Source organism: Erythrobacter sp. (assembly GCF_024305245.1).
In the GTDB taxonomy this organism is placed as follows: Bacteria; Pseudomonadota; Alphaproteobacteria; order Sphingomonadales; family Sphingomonadaceae; genus Erythrobacter.
In genome coordinates, this window is record NZ_JAMWYX010000009.1 from 124,936 (window position 1) to 140,888 (window position 15,953).

Annotated in this window: 17 protein-coding genes; 8 read left to right on the forward strand and 9 right to left on the reverse strand. The window is 60.0% G+C overall.

What is annotated here, in order from left to right:
- Positions 1 to 12: 12 nt before the first annotated feature.
- Positions 13 to 2,124, reverse strand: coding sequence for a bifunctional rhamnulose-1-phosphate aldolase/short-chain dehydrogenase (locus Q0L48_RS12945; RefSeq protein WP_296721607.1), 2,112 nt, complete (start codon positions 2,122 to 2,124; stop codon positions 13 to 15).
- A gap of 96 nt (positions 2,125 to 2,220) precedes the next feature.
- On the opposite strand from Q0L48_RS12945, the gene Q0L48_RS12950 reads away from it, so the two are divergent.
- Complete coding sequence (locus Q0L48_RS12950; protein ID WP_296721609.1) at positions 2,221 to 3,621, forward strand: carbohydrate kinase; 1,401 nt, start codon at positions 2,221 to 2,223, stop codon at positions 3,619 to 3,621.
- Positions 3,618 to 4,763: an FMN-dependent L-lactate dehydrogenase LldD gene (gene lldD / locus Q0L48_RS12955; protein WP_296721611.1), complete on the forward strand. Its 1,146-nt coding sequence runs from the start codon at positions 3,618 to 3,620 to the stop codon at positions 4,761 to 4,763. The genes Q0L48_RS12950 and lldD overlap by 4 nt, the downstream gene beginning before the upstream one ends.
- A 4-nt stretch (positions 4,764 to 4,767) precedes the next feature.
- Here lldD and Q0L48_RS12960 read toward each other — a convergent pair whose 3' ends face one another.
- From Q0L48_RS12960 to Q0L48_RS12970, 3 genes are all read right to left on the reverse strand, one after another.
- Positions 4,768 to 5,565 carry a DeoR/GlpR family DNA-binding transcription regulator gene (locus tag Q0L48_RS12960; RefSeq protein ID WP_296721613.1) on the reverse strand — a complete coding sequence of 266 codons (798 nt, stop codon included), beginning with the start codon at positions 5,563 to 5,565 and terminating at the stop codon, positions 4,768 to 4,770.
- A gap of 264 nt (positions 5,566 to 5,829) precedes the next feature.
- The gene (locus tag Q0L48_RS12965; RefSeq protein WP_296721615.1) at positions 5,830 to 6,147 is read right to left on the reverse strand and encodes a hypothetical protein; all 318 of its coding nucleotides are present in this window, start codon (positions 6,145 to 6,147) and stop codon (positions 5,830 to 5,832) included.
- Between the two features lie 296 nt (positions 6,148 to 6,443).
- Entirely contained in the window at positions 6,444 to 6,689 is a 246-nt protein-coding gene (locus Q0L48_RS12970) for a helix-turn-helix transcriptional regulator (RefSeq protein ID WP_296721617.1), read from the reverse strand.
- Positions 6,690 to 6,762: 73 nt separating this feature from the next.
- On the opposite strand from Q0L48_RS12970, the gene Q0L48_RS12975 reads away from it, so the two are divergent.
- The 3 genes from Q0L48_RS12975 (at position 6,763) to Q0L48_RS12985 (ending at position 10,003) form a co-directional block, all read left to right on the forward strand.
- Positions 6,763 to 7,950 (forward strand): hypothetical protein, encoded by a 1,188-nt coding sequence (locus Q0L48_RS12975; RefSeq protein WP_296721619.1) that lies wholly within the window; start codon positions 6,763 to 6,765, stop codon positions 7,948 to 7,950.
- The gene (locus Q0L48_RS12980) at positions 7,947 to 8,654 is read left to right on the forward strand and encodes a hypothetical protein (protein ID WP_296721620.1); all 708 of its coding nucleotides are present in this window, start codon (positions 7,947 to 7,949) and stop codon (positions 8,652 to 8,654) included. The genes Q0L48_RS12975 and Q0L48_RS12980 overlap by 4 nt, the downstream gene beginning before the upstream one ends.
- A 224-nt stretch (positions 8,655 to 8,878) precedes the next feature.
- The gene (locus tag Q0L48_RS12985; RefSeq protein WP_296721622.1) at positions 8,879 to 10,003 is read left to right on the forward strand and encodes a ParB N-terminal domain-containing protein; all 1,125 of its coding nucleotides are present in this window, start codon (positions 8,879 to 8,881) and stop codon (positions 10,001 to 10,003) included.
- Here the strand turns inward: Q0L48_RS12985 and Q0L48_RS12990 are convergent.
- Positions 9,976 to 11,028, reverse strand: a complete 1,053-nt coding sequence (locus tag Q0L48_RS12990) for a S8 family serine peptidase (protein WP_296721623.1) — start codon at positions 11,026 to 11,028, stop codon at positions 9,976 to 9,978. The genes Q0L48_RS12985 and Q0L48_RS12990 overlap by 28 nt on opposite strands.
- A gap of 84 nt (positions 11,029 to 11,112) precedes the next feature.
- Between Q0L48_RS12990 and Q0L48_RS12995 the strand changes: the two genes are divergently transcribed.
- Together Q0L48_RS12995 and Q0L48_RS13000 are read left to right on the forward strand one after the other, a co-directional pair.
- Complete coding sequence (locus Q0L48_RS12995) at positions 11,113 to 11,601, forward strand: RNA polymerase sigma factor (protein ID WP_296721655.1); 489 nt, start codon at positions 11,113 to 11,115, stop codon at positions 11,599 to 11,601.
- Complete coding sequence (locus tag Q0L48_RS13000) at positions 11,598 to 12,311, forward strand: hypothetical protein (protein ID WP_296721625.1); 714 nt, start codon at positions 11,598 to 11,600, stop codon at positions 12,309 to 12,311. Before Q0L48_RS12995 ends, Q0L48_RS13000 begins: the two co-directional genes overlap by 4 nt.
- A gap of 74 nt (positions 12,312 to 12,385) precedes the next feature.
- Here Q0L48_RS13000 and Q0L48_RS13005 read toward each other — a convergent pair whose 3' ends face one another.
- Positions 12,386 to 12,730 (reverse strand): hypothetical protein, encoded by a 345-nt coding sequence (locus tag Q0L48_RS13005; RefSeq protein WP_296721627.1) that lies wholly within the window; start codon positions 12,728 to 12,730, stop codon positions 12,386 to 12,388.
- Between the two features lie 272 nt (positions 12,731 to 13,002).
- Here Q0L48_RS13005 and Q0L48_RS13010 point away from each other — a divergent pair, with 272 nt between their 5' ends.
- Positions 13,003 to 13,887, forward strand: coding sequence for a hypothetical protein (locus tag Q0L48_RS13010; protein WP_296721628.1), 885 nt, complete (start codon positions 13,003 to 13,005; stop codon positions 13,885 to 13,887).
- A 152-nt stretch (positions 13,888 to 14,039) separates the two neighbouring features.
- Here the strand turns inward: Q0L48_RS13010 and Q0L48_RS13015 are convergent, their stop codons facing one another.
- From Q0L48_RS13015 to Q0L48_RS13025, 3 genes are all read right to left on the reverse strand, one after another.
- Positions 14,040 to 14,393, reverse strand: a complete 354-nt coding sequence (locus Q0L48_RS13015) for a helix-turn-helix domain-containing protein (protein ID WP_296721629.1) — start codon at positions 14,391 to 14,393, stop codon at positions 14,040 to 14,042.
- 172 nt (positions 14,394 to 14,565) lie between these two features.
- Positions 14,566 to 15,357 carry an anti-sigma factor gene (locus Q0L48_RS13020; RefSeq protein WP_296721631.1) on the reverse strand — a complete coding sequence of 264 codons (792 nt, stop codon included), beginning with the start codon at positions 15,355 to 15,357 and terminating at the stop codon, positions 14,566 to 14,568.
- Positions 15,350 to 15,907 carry a sigma-70 family RNA polymerase sigma factor gene (locus tag Q0L48_RS13025; protein ID WP_296721633.1) on the reverse strand — a complete coding sequence of 186 codons (558 nt, stop codon included), beginning with the start codon at positions 15,905 to 15,907 and terminating at the stop codon, positions 15,350 to 15,352. Before Q0L48_RS13025 ends, Q0L48_RS13020 begins: the two co-directional genes overlap by 8 nt.
- Positions 15,908 to 15,953: the final 46 nt, after the last annotated feature.

Consider the following 15,953-nt stretch of genomic DNA (forward strand, 5'->3'; position numbering starts at 1 on the left):
CCTCGCAGCCCGTCAGCGTGTGAACGCCTGGGCGTTCCCGGCATCGACATTGATCATGTTGCCGGTCGATTTTGCCGAAGCCTCGCTCGCGAACCAGTGAGTAGCCTCAGCGATATCCTGCGGCTGCACCGAGCGCTTGAGCAGCGATCGCTCACGATAGTGCTCTTCCAGCTCGGCACCGGAGTCGATCCCATGCGCCCCGGCGCGCTCCTTGCGCCAATCGCCGTCCCATATACGACTGCCCTTGATCACGGCATCGGGATTCACGACGTTGACCCTGATGCCGAAGCTTGCGCCTTCCAGCGCAAGGCAGCGCGCCAGATGATTGGCCGCTGCCTTGGCGCTGGCGTAGGCGCTGGCGTCCTTGGCTGCGGCCACCGCGTTCTTCGATCCAATGAAAATGACGCTGCTGCCGCCCTGATCGGCCATGCACTGAAGCAGGGGCCACGCATGCTTGGCGGTCAGGAAATAGCCTTGTGCCAGCACATCGAAATTCTTGGCCCAGAGCGCAACAGAGGTCTCCCCGATCGGCGCGGACGAGGCTATCCCCGCATTGGCGACCAGGATGTCCAGACCGCCGAATTCTCTCGCGCAGGCGGCGATGGCATCCGCCACCTGCTCCTCGCTGGTGACATCGCACACGACCGAGCGCACCACATCGACGCCGAATTTGTCCGACAGCTGTTCGCGGACGCTTTCGACCACACTGCCATCCAGATCGGCCAGCATCACGCAGGCCCCATCCTTGAGCAACCTTTCGGCCACCGCCGTGCCAATGCCTCCCGCGCCACCGGTAACGAGTGCGATCTTGCCGACCATTTCCCTGGGTGCTGGCATGCGCTGGAGCTTGGCCTCCTCGAGAAGCCAATACTCGATGTCGAAGGCCTCCTGCTCGTCAAGAGCGATGTAGTCACCAATTGCCTCAGCCCCGCGCATCACGTTGATTGCATTGAGGTAGAACTCCCCTGCAATCCGCGCCGTCGCCTTGTCTTTGGCAAAGGTGATTCGGCCAACACCGGGAACCAGCACCACGACAGGGTTGGCATCGCGCATCGCCGGAGAATTGTGACTCTTACAACGCGCGTAATAGGCGGCATATCCCCCCCGATATTGGGTGATTGCCTGAGCCAGATAGTCATCATCGTCAAGCCGCGCAGGATCGAGTGCTAGCGGCGCGATCTTCGTGCGCAAGAAGTGATCCGGACACGACGTCCCGAGCGCGGCCAGTCGTCCAAAATCCCGGCTGCCAACAAATTCGAGCGTGGCCGGATCATCCGAGAAATGCCCTACTTTGCGACGATCGCCCGCCATCAGGGCCCGCAGACGGGGCATCAAGCTTGCAGCAATTGCTGCGCGATCAGCTTCCGCGGCACACGACTTTCCGCCAAAAGCAGGGCCGGTAGCCAGTTTGGAGTTGAGGTAATCGACCGCCTCGGCAATCAGACGCACGGTTTGATCGTAGCATTCTTTGGCAGTGTCAGCCCAGCAGATGATGCCATGACCCGCCAGCATTGCTCCCTTCGCCTGCGGGTTGGCGCGGGCAAAGTCGCGAATTTGAACGCCGAGGGTGAATCCCGGTCGCTTCCATGGGAGCCAACCGATGTCATCACCCCACAACTCGCGCGTGGCCGCCTCACCGCCGCTTGAAGCAGCAAGAGCGATGATCGCGTCGGGGTGAACGTGATCGATGTGCTTGTACGTAAGCAGCGAATGCAGCGGCGTGTCGATGCTGGCCGCGCGGCCGTTAAGGTTGAAAGTGCAGTGGGGCAGGAAGCCGACCATCTTGTCGTCGTCCTCGTCACCACCATAGTGCGCCTCGAGGCCGAGCAGCTTTGACTGATACAGCGTAGCGAAACCGTTGAGCCCCATCGAGCCGATATCGCCACCCGACCCCTTAACCCACAGGACTTCAACGTCCTCGCCGGTGAGCGGGTCGCGCTCCATGACCTTGGCGGATGTATTTCCGCCACCAAAATTGGTGACAGTAAGGTCAGCACCGAGCAGGTTGGAGCGATAGAGCAGCAACTCGGCTTCACTCAGGGTGGAAGCTGCATGGCTGTCCCAACGATTGACTGGGATGGCAAAGGGGATCGCGGTCTCGGCGAGATGTCTGTCTGTGTTCATGGAAGGAATCTTTAACATCAGGGCTTTTCATAAGCAATCATTTTCGCTAACTCTCAATCATGAAATTTGGCGGGCTTATGTTCCGCGGAGGGACTGATGGACAAGGGCTTTGCGATCGTCGTCGATATTGGCAAAACCTTGAGCAAAGTGACGCTGTGGTCGCGCAGCGGACGCATGCTGAGCAAGCTCTCCCGTCCCAACCTGCGAGTATCGAAAGGCGACATTATCCGCCTCGATACTCGTGGAATTGCCGCTTTCGTGGAGGAATCTCTTTCCCACTTCGCTGGCCACCCTGTCGAGTACATCATACCGGTCGCCCACGGTGCCGCGATTGCCGCTGTTGAGAACGGCGCACTGGCCTATGTTCCGATCGACTATGAGCAGGAGCCGCCGGAGGAGATTGTCCGGGCTTACCGAAAGCAGCGGCCCGCCTTCCGTGAAACCGGATCTCCCGCACTGCCAGCGTGCCTCAATTGTGCAATTCAGCTGTTTTGGGCCGACACGCTCTATCCCGGTAAGGTAGGCTCGAGCACTCTGATGCCCTGGGCTCAGTATTGGGCCTGGTTCCTGTCGGGTGCAGCCGCCACCGAGGTTAGCAGCCTCGGCTGCCATTCCGATCTGTGGAACCCTGCTGAAGCCGAGTTCTCGGGCATGGCCGAAGAACAGGGTTGGGCCGGGCGCTTCGCGCCACTGCGACGCGCTGGGGATGTGGTGGGCACGTTGCGGCCCGATCTTGCGCGGCGCACCGGGTTGCCGAAGGAGGTGAAGATCCTTGCTGGACTGCACGATTCGAATGCTGCGTTAATAGCGGCCCGGGGATTTGCCGAAATCGAGGGGAAGGATGCGACGATCCTGTCGACTGGGACGTGGTTCATCGCGCTGCGCCTTGCCGGAACTGGGTGCGATCTCTCCGCTCTGCCCGAGCAGCGCGATTGCCTTGTCAATGTCGATCCCTCTGGCCACCCGATCCTCTCGGCCCGGTTCATGGGCGGGCGCGAGATCGAAATGCTGATCGAGCTCGATACGCGTCAGGTCGATATACGGCCCGACCAGCCGCGCCTGCTTGATGCGGTGCCGCATGTGCTTGCCGCCGGGGCAATGGTTTTGCCGACTCTGGCACCGGGAAACGGTCCTTTCCCGCATGGCACCGGCGGGTGGATCATTCAGCCCGACGACTGGTTCGCGCGGCGCGCCGGAGCGTGCCTCTATGCTGCGCTGATGGCGAATGAATCGCTCGATCTGATCGGATCGCGCGGACGATTGCTGATCGAGGGGCGCTTCGCTGAAGCCGAGGTGTTCGTCCGTGCCCTTGCCGCTTTGCGTCCCGACACCGAGGTGTTTGTAGCCAAAGCCCACAATGATGTGAGCTTTGGTGCGCTGCGCCTGATCGAGCCCGCGCTGCGCCCAACTGGCGAACTGCAGAGGATCGATCCACTGCCCTATGACCTAGCCGCCTATGCGAAAGCATGGCAGGGCCATCTGAAAGTCGCGCCATGATCGCCGCCAGCATCGATGACTACCGCGACCTTGCGCGCGCGCGATTGCCGCATTTCCTGTTCGAATATATCGATGGCGGCTCCTACGGCGAGATCACGCTGCGCCGTAATGCGGAGGACCTCCAGCATATAGTGCTGCGCCAGCGAGTGCTGCGCGATGTCTCTCAGATAGATCTGTCGAGCGAACTGTTCGGGCAACGCCTGAACCTGCCGGTGGCGCTCGCGCCGATCGGCCTTGCAGGCATGAATGCGCGACGTGGCGAATGCCAGGCAGCCCGCGCCGCAGCGAAGGCGGGCATCCCGTTCACGCTGTCCACGGTATCGGCGTGCAGCCTGGAGGAGGTGTCGGTGGCAACCGGCCAGCCGTTCTGGTTCCAACTATACATGATCCGCGATCGCGGTTTTCTTCGCGAGTTGCTAGCCCGCGCAATGGCAGCAAAGTGTTCCGCACTGGTGTTTACGGTCGACATGCCGGTGCCGGGCAGCCGCTATCGTGATTATCGGTCGGGCCTTGCTGGCGCACCAGGATTTGGTGGAGCCCTGCGCCGGACATGGCAGGGCGCAATGCGTCCGCGCTGGGCATGGGATGTCGGCGTTTGCGGGCGGCCGCATAGTCTCGGGAATGTCGCCCCGGTGCTGGAAGGCGGATCGGGAATTGAAGACTTCTTTGCCTGGATGCGTGGCAATTTCGATCCCTCGGTGACATGGGCCGATCTCGACTTTATCCGATCGGAATGGGTCGGCCCGCTGATCATCAAGGGCATCCTCGATCCCGAGGATGCCAGCCGCGCGGCCGATCTTGGCGCCGACGGGATCGTCGTATCCAATCACGGCGGTCGCCAGCTCGATGGCGCGCCCTCCACGGCCGAAGCACTGCCGCCAATAGCAGAGGCAGTCGGCGAGCGACTTACAGTGCTGGCCGATGGCGGAGTAAGAACCGGGCTGGACGTCGTGCGGATGTTGGCGCTTGGGGCCAAGGGTGTTCTGTTGGGACGCGCTTGGGCCTACGCGCTGGGTGCACGTGGAGAGCAGGGAGTAACGCACATGCTGCAACTTATCGAAGCGGAAATGCGCGTGGCGATGGCGCTTACTGGAATGACACGGATCAGCCAGATCACGCGCGAAATACTCGTACAGGATTAAGGCTCTAAACCTCGGGCGCTGCCAACTCGATCTGTTTGAGGCCTGCTTTTGCGAGCTGTTCGATAAGCTCGGAATCAGCAGCATCATCGGTGATCATGCGATCGATCCGGTCGAGCGCGCAGACGATCGCGCCGGACGAAGCCTCGAGCTTGCTGCTGTCCACCAGCAGTATCACCTCGTCAGTGCGGTCGAGAAACCGGCGCTGGCTCGCCACCAGCAGCGCATCGGCCTGGAAAATGCCACGGGGGCTCACCGCGGCGGCGCCGAGGAACAGCTTGCTGGCATGGAAATTTGGCATGCTCTCCTCGCCCGCGGGGGCCAGAATGATGTTCTGCTCACGGAAGATCGGGCCTGACGGCACCAGCAACTGCGTCGCTTCCTGCGGCAGCAAGGCGTTCACGATGTGCAGCGAATTGGTGAGCACCTGCAGGCTCATCTCGCCAAGATGTTCGCACATCTGGTACGTCGTCGTACCCCCGTCGATTATAATTCCTTCGCCCGACTTGCACAAATCGGCCGCCGCCTTGCCGATGGCGCGCTTCGCATCGATGTTCAGTTGAAGCGATTTCTCGAACGGTGTGCCAGCCAGACTGGCCGGTGCACCCGTCAGGTTGTGACCAGCGTCGACCGCCTTCGCACCTCCGTGCAGCCGGTTGATCTTGCCTAGCTTTTCCAGCCGAGCGAGATCGCGCCTTATCGTCGCCGGCGATGCATCAACCTCGGCCTCCAGATGCCGATAGGTGATAAAGCCTTTCTCGCGGAGCGCATTGAGAATGATTTCTTCGCGTTCGGCTGCATGCATGCCTTACTCCAGAGTATTCAAAGGTGCTGAACGCTGCCAGGGCCTCTGCTGCTAGCGCGTCTTTGACCTGACACGAAATCGGTGCCCTCATAGATCATCAAATTCGCGCAATTTCAAGCTCAGGGGCGCGCTGTCAGAATTGGGTAATTCACCCGCCCGGTGCAAGCCACTGCAAATGTTGGTGAAGGGAAGTGGACCAGTGATCTGGCGCTCGCCTTTCGCGTCCGGAGGATCGGGCCGATGCATGGCGAAGGGCAAAAATGGTCAAGTGGGCTTCTTCGAAGCCTTAAGGCTCTCGCGAAGTTCGTCATGGGAAATGCCGCCGTCGCGATTTCGGTCAACCCGGCCGAAGGCTCTTTGCACAACATCCGGTTGCATCCGCATTTCAGGGTCTGTCTGCTTGGCCGCCCATGCGCGCCGATGCGTTGTGAACTCCTCCAGCGAAACTGACTGGTCGCGATTTGCGTCCATCTTCTTCATTTGCTTTTGCGCTCGGCTGTCCGCCTCGTCGGCAGAGGCGGGAGCAGCAAAGAGCGGTGCCAGCAACAAGCACAGACCAATCGTCAGTTTTCTCGTTTTCATCGTACGTTCCCCCAATCCTCCCGACACGATGATCAGGTGTGACTGTACTTGATCCAGTAAGATTGCCTTCTATCGATTACAATAGCTCGCGCGGCCACGCGACAGTTGCCAAGCGCAGACGGAGCGAGACTCGCTGCTCTGTCATCTGCTCGAATTTCAAGCAGCGCTTTCAGCTTTTCGAATTGCAAATGGCGTTGGGGCATAATCATCGCGGGCAGTCGCAGTGTCGGCTTTTATTTCCGATGGCGGCTTGTCATCTATTGGACATCGGCATGGTCTCACACAGCAGGATTTTGCTATTTTCTAGAGGTAATATTAGCAAATTCCACAGCTTTCCCTGCGTCAAAAAGCTCCGCAACATCCACTTTGAGCGCCATGGACAAGCGCTCCAGCACAAGGACTGAAGGGTTTCGCACGCCGCGTTCAACGCCGCTTATGTAGCCCCGATCAAAGCCGCTATCGGTAGCAAAGTCTTCTTGCGTTAGTTCGCGTTGCGCGCGAAGGCGCCGCACGTTCCAACCAATGCGCTTGCGGATGTCCATTACAAGCGACGATCCATTCGCGCGACTGATAAGCCCACGACTTATAAGTCTCATTCCACTGGACTAGGCTCAATTGTTCGAGCACACCGAACCCATGACAAGAGCGCTTGGTATCCCGGTCCTGATCGATAACTCAGGTGATCAGATCGCCCTTGAGCGCATCTATCTCGGCGTCGGCAACCACAATGAAAAATGGCTCCAGGAGCTCATCCACGCCCATCCCGGCATCTTGCCAATGGCCGACATCGAGCCTGGCTTCGGCATGCTCATACCGGCTGCACTGGAAGTACCCTGTCCGCACGGCAAGATCGACAACCTCTTCCTGACGCCCTCGGGCGACATCGTCTTTATCGAGACCAAGCTTTGGCGTAACACTGAGATCAGACGCGAAGTCGTCGCGCAGACGCTCGACTATCTCTCTGCCCTTACTGCAATGAGCTTCGATGAGTTTCAGGCGGTGGTTACGAAGGGGGAAAAGGCACCCAAGCGACTTTACGATCTAGTGTCGGAGAACCCTGAAGCACTGCCCGAGGCAGACTTTATTGACGCTGTCTCCGCCAACCTGCGCCGCGGTCGGATGATCGCGATGGTCTTGGGCGACGGCATCCGCTCCGAGACCGAAACCCTCGCCGCCTTGCTGCAGAGCCATGCCGGCGCGCACTTCACCTTCGCGCTGGTTGAAGTCGCGACATGGCGGAATTCCGCAGGCGCAATCCTTGCCGTTCCTAGCACACTGGCAAAGACTGTGATGATCGAGAGAGGTATCGTCCGGATTGAGGGCGGCACCGTGCGGGTCGATTCTATTCCCGCCGAGAACAAAGCGCGCGCCCAATCGATCAGCATGAGCGACTTTATGGCGCTCATGGCCGCCCGGGATCCTGCGCTGCCAAGCGCCATCAATGCAATGCTCGACGCTCTCGCACTATTCGGAGTGTACGCGGACTTCAAACAGACCCTCAACCTGAAGGTCGACCTGCCCGACTACGATAAGCCCGTGAACTTTGGCTACATCGAAAAACAGGGTAAGTTCTGGTCCAATCCAGCAGCCTTGAATACTCCTGAAGAAGTTTGGCGCCCTTACTTTGACAAGCTGGCCGGCCTTATTGGCGGCCACCTGATCGACGAGCCCGGCAATCGGTATGTTGCGATCAGCGGCAGGTCTGCGCCGCGCATTACTGACCTGCTACCAGCGCATCAAGATGCCTGGGTAGCGGCAATAGAAGCGGCCATTCAGCGTCTGAACGACGTGGGCGCAAAATGACAGGTCCGGAAGATGACACTCTAGCGACGACTGAGATCACCGCACTTGATGACCCCGAGGGCTTTGTGATGCTCCAGTTCAAACCAGAGGCTCTTGCTCGCCACGGCTTGCCAGTGATCACGTATCCCATGCCAGTCGCCTTGCTCGAAATAATGCTTGGCAATGACGGCGAATCTCCCCTGCCTTTCATGCTTGCAGGCTTACAGATTTTTACTGCGCGTGGCGGTTGCCAGTGGGAAAATTTCGAGCCGGCACTGTTGAACCTGACCGAAAACTTGGCTCCTGACGACCGACGAGAGGAAATTTCAGCAGCAGGGGAAAACTGGTGGATCGAGCTCGGCGATATCGATCCGGCAGCTCCCGCGATCACTATCGAGCGCGACGGCAAACTGATCGCGGCAATGACGAAGCGCGAAGACGGGCGATTGCGAGCTACTGCTTTTCGCTCGCTCGACGGCAAGAGCGCGAACATGTTGATCGGCCTCTCGTTACGCCCTCACCCGGTCCACGGCGTATCAATGCGCGAGAACAATTGGGAATACGCGCTCGATTGTGCCGCAGCGAATGGAAACAACTACGCGGCGAGCCGCGGTGAAGCTTATCTTGGCTATTATCCCGATGGCATAGAGGCACGCCTATTGGAGATGATGCGACCTGCCTTGGTCGCGCTCCAACTTGGCGTCTGCTTTGCCTTCTCCGAATAAGCTAGCCCCTGATTCTTAAAAACCAGAGTCCAAAAAAAAGACGTTGCGGTAAGGCGGTCCTTCTGATCCTATACTGGCAGCACGCGTAGACAAACGTCCTAAGGACACCAAAGTCACAGAGCTCTAGTTCCTGGGCGCGGCAAAATCCTGAAATCGCGAGCGCGGCCTTTGGCCGAGTACGTGCGCCAATAGTAGCCGCCGCGCGGCTGCTGGAGGAATTCGCCATGACCACTCCTATTGTGAAGCCCGCACTTACCAAGCAGCTGAATGGTAAGTCCGTTCGCCGCCGTAAGCAGAATGCCGAAGCTGTTCGCGTCAACGAAGCCATCGTGTCTGGTGGGCGCAACGATTTGTTGCCGGACTGCAAAATTGAGTTCCTGTCCGTAGGTGACCTCAAGCCCGCCAAGCGCCGCACGCGAAAGCTGACCAATGACCAGCTGGAGCGCGTGATCCAAAGCATCAAGCGGAACGGCTTTGTCGGAGCAATCTTAATTCGCGATGGGCGGATCGTCGATGGTCACGTCCGTCTTGAGGCAGCGAAGCAGCTTGGCCTTTCAAAGATCCCATGCATCACAATTGAACATCTTACTGAAGACGAGACGCGTGTCCTTGCGCTCAGTATGAGCAGAATTGCCGAAACCGGGGAGTGGGATCTTGGGGAGCTCAAGCTCGAAATGGGTGAGCTCATCGAGCTGAATTTTGACTTGTCCGCCACCGGCTTCAGTGCTCAGGAGCAGGATATCATCCTCCTCGATCCTGCCGCTGCTGAGGCGGAAGAGGAGGAGGTGCCGGTTCCTCCCGCGGAGCCGGTAGCCAGGCTTGGCGACACTTTCCTATTGGACAAGCACCGCATTCACTGCGGGGATGCAACCAAGGCCGAAAGCTACTCTCATGCCTTGGACGGTCAGGTTGCCACGGCCTGCCTGACCGATCCTCCATATAACGTGAAAATAGAGAACAACGTGAGCGGGCTTGGCAAGCACAAGCATGGCGAGTTCGTGATGGCGTCGGGCGAAATGACCGACTCTGAGTTTAAGAAGTTCCTGGAGGAGTTCCTTGGGCATTGTTCCACCGCGCTCATCGATCGCGGCGCCCTTTTTGCATTCATTGACTGGCGGTCGAGCCACGTGCTGATCAACGCGGGCCTGGCTGTTGGCCTTAAGCTCATCAACCTCGCTGTGTGGGATAAAGGGGCAGGCGGCATGGGTGCCTTTTACAGGTCCGCCCATGAGTTGATCCCAATCTTCTGCAAGGGATCTTCCCCGGCGATCAACAACATTCAGCTGGGCCGGCACGGTCGCGATCGTTGCAACATATTCCGTTACACGTCCGCCCCCGGAGCAGCATAGTCGAGATGCAGCGCCCGTCCTGCCTCGATCAGCGCGCGGCCCTTCCGATCCGCGCCGGCGATCGCCAACACGCCTTCATAGGACGCGGGATAGGCGGGCGGTGCTGCGGGGCCATCATTGCCGACCGCTGCGACAACGATGATGCCGCGCGCGCGTGTCGCCTTGACCGCGCGTTCCACCAGCGAATTGCGCGGGCCCACAAGGCTGATCGTCACCACCTTACAGCCACTGGCCGAGAGCCAGCCGAGCGCTCTCGAAATCGCCAGCGCATTGCCGCCTGCGGGATCCTGCCCATACACATCCGCCACCCGGATCGTTTGCATCCCGCCAGCGCGCAGCAGGCTCGCCACCGCGCTGCCGTGGTCTGAGGCAAATGGCGCGCCCTCGGCAAATCCCTTGACCGCGGCCACTGGCACGGCCTTGCCCGGCGCGCCATCAATGATGCCGACGGGCGCGGTGATCGGTGCGGCCTGTGCAGTGGCGAGCGATAAGGCGAGAGGAGGGAACGCCGAAGTCGCGGTGGTCTGGCCCGCGGCGAAGTGCAGATGATCCGCGCTCAATTCCAGCTCCGGCACGATCTCGGCGGCGCGCGCCTGTGCCTCTGCCAGCGATTGGTCGGTGGGGATCCCAAGCCGGACGACCGCAATATCCAACCCCTCGATCCGTTCGGTGCCAAGCAGGCGAAAGCCCGACGCTTCGAGCTGTGCGACTTGAGTAGCGCTAGGCTCGATCGCCAGCAACTCGCCCCGCCGTGCGAGATCGCCGCGCATATCGCGCTCGATCACGTCGCTGTTCTGCCTCAGCAGACGCGCCAGCGTCTGGTCGCGGACGCGCAGTAGGCGCCGCGCCTCGCGTGCGGTGAGGCGGTCGGCGCTCTCCAGCGTCTCTTCAAGCATACCGGTGGCATTGCCGATCACCCCGCCAACATCCGGCAGGCGCGGCAATTGCAGCTGTGCCGAGACTGGCATTGCCATCATGACGGCCAGCGCCAGCACGGCAAGAATGGTGGGCAGATGCGGACGCATGGCTGTTTCCTTCGGCTATTTCGTCTTAAGCATGGATGAAACGAACGCCGCCAGCCGTTTCATCCAACAGAAAGGCACATTACGCTGTCCAGAAGCTTCGAACAGCAAGCGCTTGAGCTGCTGCCGCGATTGCGGCGGTTCGCGATCGGCCTTGCCGGTTCGCCGGCCGACGGCGACGATCTGTGCCAGATGACCATAGAGCGCGCTCTTTCCCGTCGCGACCAGTGGCAGGAGGGAACCCGGCTCGACAGCTGGATGTATCGGATCATGCGCAATATCTTCATCGACGAACGCCGTGCCAGTTCGCGTCGGAGCGAAACCTTCGTGGACGAGGAGGCAGGGCTTTCGGTCGGAGCGGATGGCGGGCAGGAAGCGCGGGTCGAACTATCAATGGTCGACCGCGCGATGGCGCGCCTGCCCGCGGACCAGCGCGAAGCTGTGCTGCTGGTCATGGTCGAGGGCTATTCCTACAAGGAGGCGGCAGTGATCGTCGATTGCCCGGTCGGCACGCTCAACTCACGGCTGGTGCGCGGACGCGACGCGCTGATGGCGATGCTGGAGGCGGTTCAATGAACATCACCGATGAAACTCTTGCTGCCTATGCCGACGGCGAGCTCGACGGGGCTGAGAAGGAACGGGTGGCTGCGGCGGTAGCAGCCGATCCGGCGCTGGCTGCCAAAATCGAGGCGCACCATGCGCTCAAAGCGCGCCTCGCAGCGCATTACGCGCCCTTGGCCAAAGAGGCGGTGCCGCCGCATCTCGCAGCGCTGCTCTCCGGCGCGCAGGACAAGGACGAACAGAACAGCGGCGAAGTGATCAGCTTTGCCGCCGAACGCCAGAAGCGCGGGCTGGTGCCGGTGCTACGACGCTGGGGGCCGATTGCCGGGCCTGCTCTGGCCGCATCGCTGGTGCTTGCTGTGCTTCAGCCCTGGCAGGGCAACCCCGAAGGCTATGCCGATCCGGCGCTCGCGACCGCGCTCGATACACTATTGGCAGCCAACCAACCTGCAGATGCCGAGACACGCATACTGCTCAGCTTCGAACGCGATAGCGGCGGATTGTGCCGGGCGTGGCGTGGCGAAACAGAAGGCGGGATTGCCTGCCGCGACGACACCGGCTGGAAGATAGAGCAGCAATTCGCGCTTGGCGGCGCACAATCGTCAGAGTTCCGTCAGGCAGGCAGTGAAGCCGATCTGCTGGCAGCGGCGCAGGACATGGCAGCGGGCGGCGCGCTCGACGCTGCCGAGGAACAAGTTGCACGAAACCGTGATTGGCAACCTTGAGAACCCCAAAAGAAGGGGCCGGCATTGCTGCCGGCCCCTAACCCCGTGTGCCTCAGAGAGCGGGGTTTGACGGATCAGTTGACGGTCACTGTGCCGCTGCGATAGCCGCGCTCGGCCATTTCCTCGATGTAGTGGACGCGCTCCTTGCGAAGCTCGCGGGCGTATTCCTCCCACGCATCGCGCAGATCCTCGATGTCGCTGGCACGGTCGAGATCCGAACGCAGTTCCTTTTGCGCTTCGGTGATATCGATGCGGTAATTGAACCACAGCTTGTTCTCGATCCCAGCGATCGGCGCGTTGAAGATCAACTGCTCCTCTTCGCGGGCCACCTTCTCTTCGATCAAGCCCGAAATGGCGGCATGGCCGGCCGTGGCAAGCAGGCCGAGGGTGATGGCAGCGGCAATCTTGAAAGACTTCATGGCGTTTCTCCGTTCATATGTCTCCCGGCGCTTGTCGAGCCGGTCGAAGGTGAAACGGATGGGGATGCGGGTTTAATTCACGATAGCATCCACGCCCCGCGAAAACGTGCAGTCGGCCCCGCGGAACCCTGTTTTGCGCTGGCGGCGCATCACGGCGGGGGTGCGACCAACGTCGCTGATCGTGCGTTGCCATCTTCGCCGCAGCACATCCTGCCTAATGCATAGTGCCTTCAACCGATTGAGGGTCCAGTCGCAGCCATAATCAAGATAGAATGGATGAAATCGGAATGCCCGTTCGTTTCAGAGATGAAGCAGCCCCGGCTGCGACCTTTCAATCTTGGAGCGACATCATGCGCAATTCGAAATTTATTCTCATCCTTACTGTAATTGGTGGTCCTGCATTCGCTCAAGAGGCCGCGCCAGCCTCTTCCGAAGACCCGAAGCCGGAGACCGCGATCACCCTGATCGCAGCTTCAGATTACGTCACGGGCGACCTCGCTGACCGCGAATATGAAACAGTAAGCTTTTCCACCGGCGCTCGGGTGACTTCGGGCAGGTTCTCCTTCGCCGCTTCGGTCCCTTACATCGTCACATCGGCTCCCGAAGATTTGATTGTGAGCGGTGGCGGGCTGCTGGGCACGTCGCTTCTGTCGCGCCCTTCCACCCAGCCCCGCACGGTAACCCGCGAAGGCATCGGCGATCTTACCTTGCAGGCCGACTATCAGATCCCACTGGGCGGGTTAAACGCATCAGTCGGTGGCACCATCAAGGTGCCCACTGCTTCGCGAGAGGCCGCCCTTGGGACTGGCGAGGTAGACTTCGGTGTTAATGGCCAAATCTCGCAGCGTTTCGGCAACGTGATCCCCTTCGTCACCGCCGGTTACACCGTCATAGGCGAACCCACTGGCTTTAGTGTACGCAACACCATGTCTGGCGCCGTCGGCAGCCAATTTGTCGTCAGCAAATCGAGTTCGGTCACGCTATCCTATAGTTACGACCAAGCAGCGACCCAATTGATCGAGGACAATCAATCTGTCGGCCTGGGTTTTGCCACCAATCTCGCTTCACGGCTGCAGCTTGGCGTTGATGCAAGGGCTGGACTGTCGGTCGATGCCCCGGACGCGCGTCTCGGGATAAGGCTGGGCGTGGGATTTTGAGTAAGAAGGTGCGTTTGATCGACACCTCTGCCCGACAGATCGTTTCAAGATTATTCGGATCTTCGTCCCGAACTACGGTGTGGAAGAGTGGCGCGAGCTTTCCTCGTCCAGCTCTAGATCGATATTCGATATTTCACGGTAGATCCCACCCGTCATTGGGCGAGGGGTTTGAACAACCATTTGTAAGCTGCGAAGCCGCGGACTGAAAAAATTTGGTCGAAAGATGGATCAATTTGACGAAAGGTCGAGCGCACACGAGCCACATAAACCGCGATCGACTGATCAAACACTTCGCCATCGAGCCAATCGGCGAGGTGCGCGCGTGTCAAAGCCCTGCCCTTTGCTACCACCAAAGCTTGCACGAGCTGATGCTGGACCCTTGGCAGCATCATTTCCGTTCTTTCAAAAACGAGAACGCCCTTGTCTTCAAGAGTGACATTGCCGAAACTGATCGAATGATCTTCAGACGACGATATACCACAATGTGGGCACTTCTGAACTATCATCACGTCTTCTCCTCAGAGCAGCCGAAGCCATCAACTGTGGCACTTCGACGCATTTTCCTGTCGCGACACTCCAAGCCCATTGCGCGACCTAGCTCGCGGCAGTGGGAAGGAACGTCCCGGCGATTGAGCGATGGAGGCGCAAAGCAGCATGACCAAGGTCGCTCGCGTGTGCTTACGTCACCGGCGCAAGCTGTGCAGCGCCGAGAATGCGCTCAACCGTCGGTTGCGCGCTGGGGGCTGGTGCCGGTTTTTCGAGCGAGATTGCGATCACGCTCCCGGCAGCAATGTCTTTGCGCATCTCGTCGGTAATCTCGACCACGAAGACCGAGCCACCAGTACCCTGTCCCAGCGAGCGTGGCTTTCCGTCGGGGCCGATCACCCACAATTCGGGAACGAGGTTCTGATCCGCAATTTCTGCAATGCGCGCGGTAAGTTTTCCATCTTGCCCTTCGTAGATCACGCTCAGCAGGGGCGCACCGTCTGCCTGGCTTACCTGTGCAACGCGGATGGCCGATGTAGCCACCTCGCCTTGCGCCTCGGCCAGAGCGAGCTTCTCGCCGAATTCCTGCGCCCGGTCGCGCTCGCCCAGGTAGAGCCCGCCAAGCACCATCGCTGCGACGGATGCAGCAATCGCTCCGAGCCGCCATCCGGATGCCGAACGCGGTTCGACTGACGGCGTGCCTGCATCATTGGCAGGCCGAGGGGGGACGCGCGCTTCGCGCCCCGCCGGGAAGGTGGCTTCCATTCGCTGCCACAGGTCATCCGGCGACCAGCCCTCGTCCCTGGGAGCCGTGCTGGCCCATTCGTGGCCAACCGCTTCCCACCGCGCCACGCGGGCTGCAAAATCACGATCAGTCGCGATGCGCGCTTCGGCTGCTGCGTGCGCGTCAGAATCCAGCATGCCGAGGGCATATTCTGCCGCCAGCATCTCCGGATCATTCGGGGCTGTGGAGTCATCAGTCATGGATCATTCTTTCGCGCATCATGCGAAGCCCCCGGCGGATCCGCGTCTTGACTGTTCCCAACGGCAAGCCTGTTTCATTTGCGACTTCGGAGTAGGTCATACCGCGCAAATAGGCGCTGCGGATCAGATTGGCATCGGCCGAGGCCAGATTCTCCACCTGCTGCCTTACATTGTCCGATTGTTCTACTCGGATGAGCATTTCTTCCGCAGTCTCACTTTGGTCAGCGACGAAGATCAGTTCGTCGTCACCGGTTGTCGGTCGGCGCTTATGGGCCCTGATCCAGTCGATGGCGCTGTTACGCGCAATCCGGGTCAACCAGGCCATCGGCGAGCCTTTCGTCTGATCGTAACTGGTCGCCCGGTTCCAGGCCTTCAAGTACACTTCATGCACTACGTCTTCGCTGGCTTCCCGGTTTTGAATAAAACTGAAACAAAGCGAATAAATTTCTCGAGACGTTTGCACGTAGAGTCGATGCATGGCTGCTTTCTCACCTTCTGCCATCGCAAGAAGGATCTGAAGTAGCTCACTATTCTGTGCGTCGTTGGCCATGCGCGCCGTGATTCTCCAGCTTCGGCAGACCGCGATCTAGGAAGGC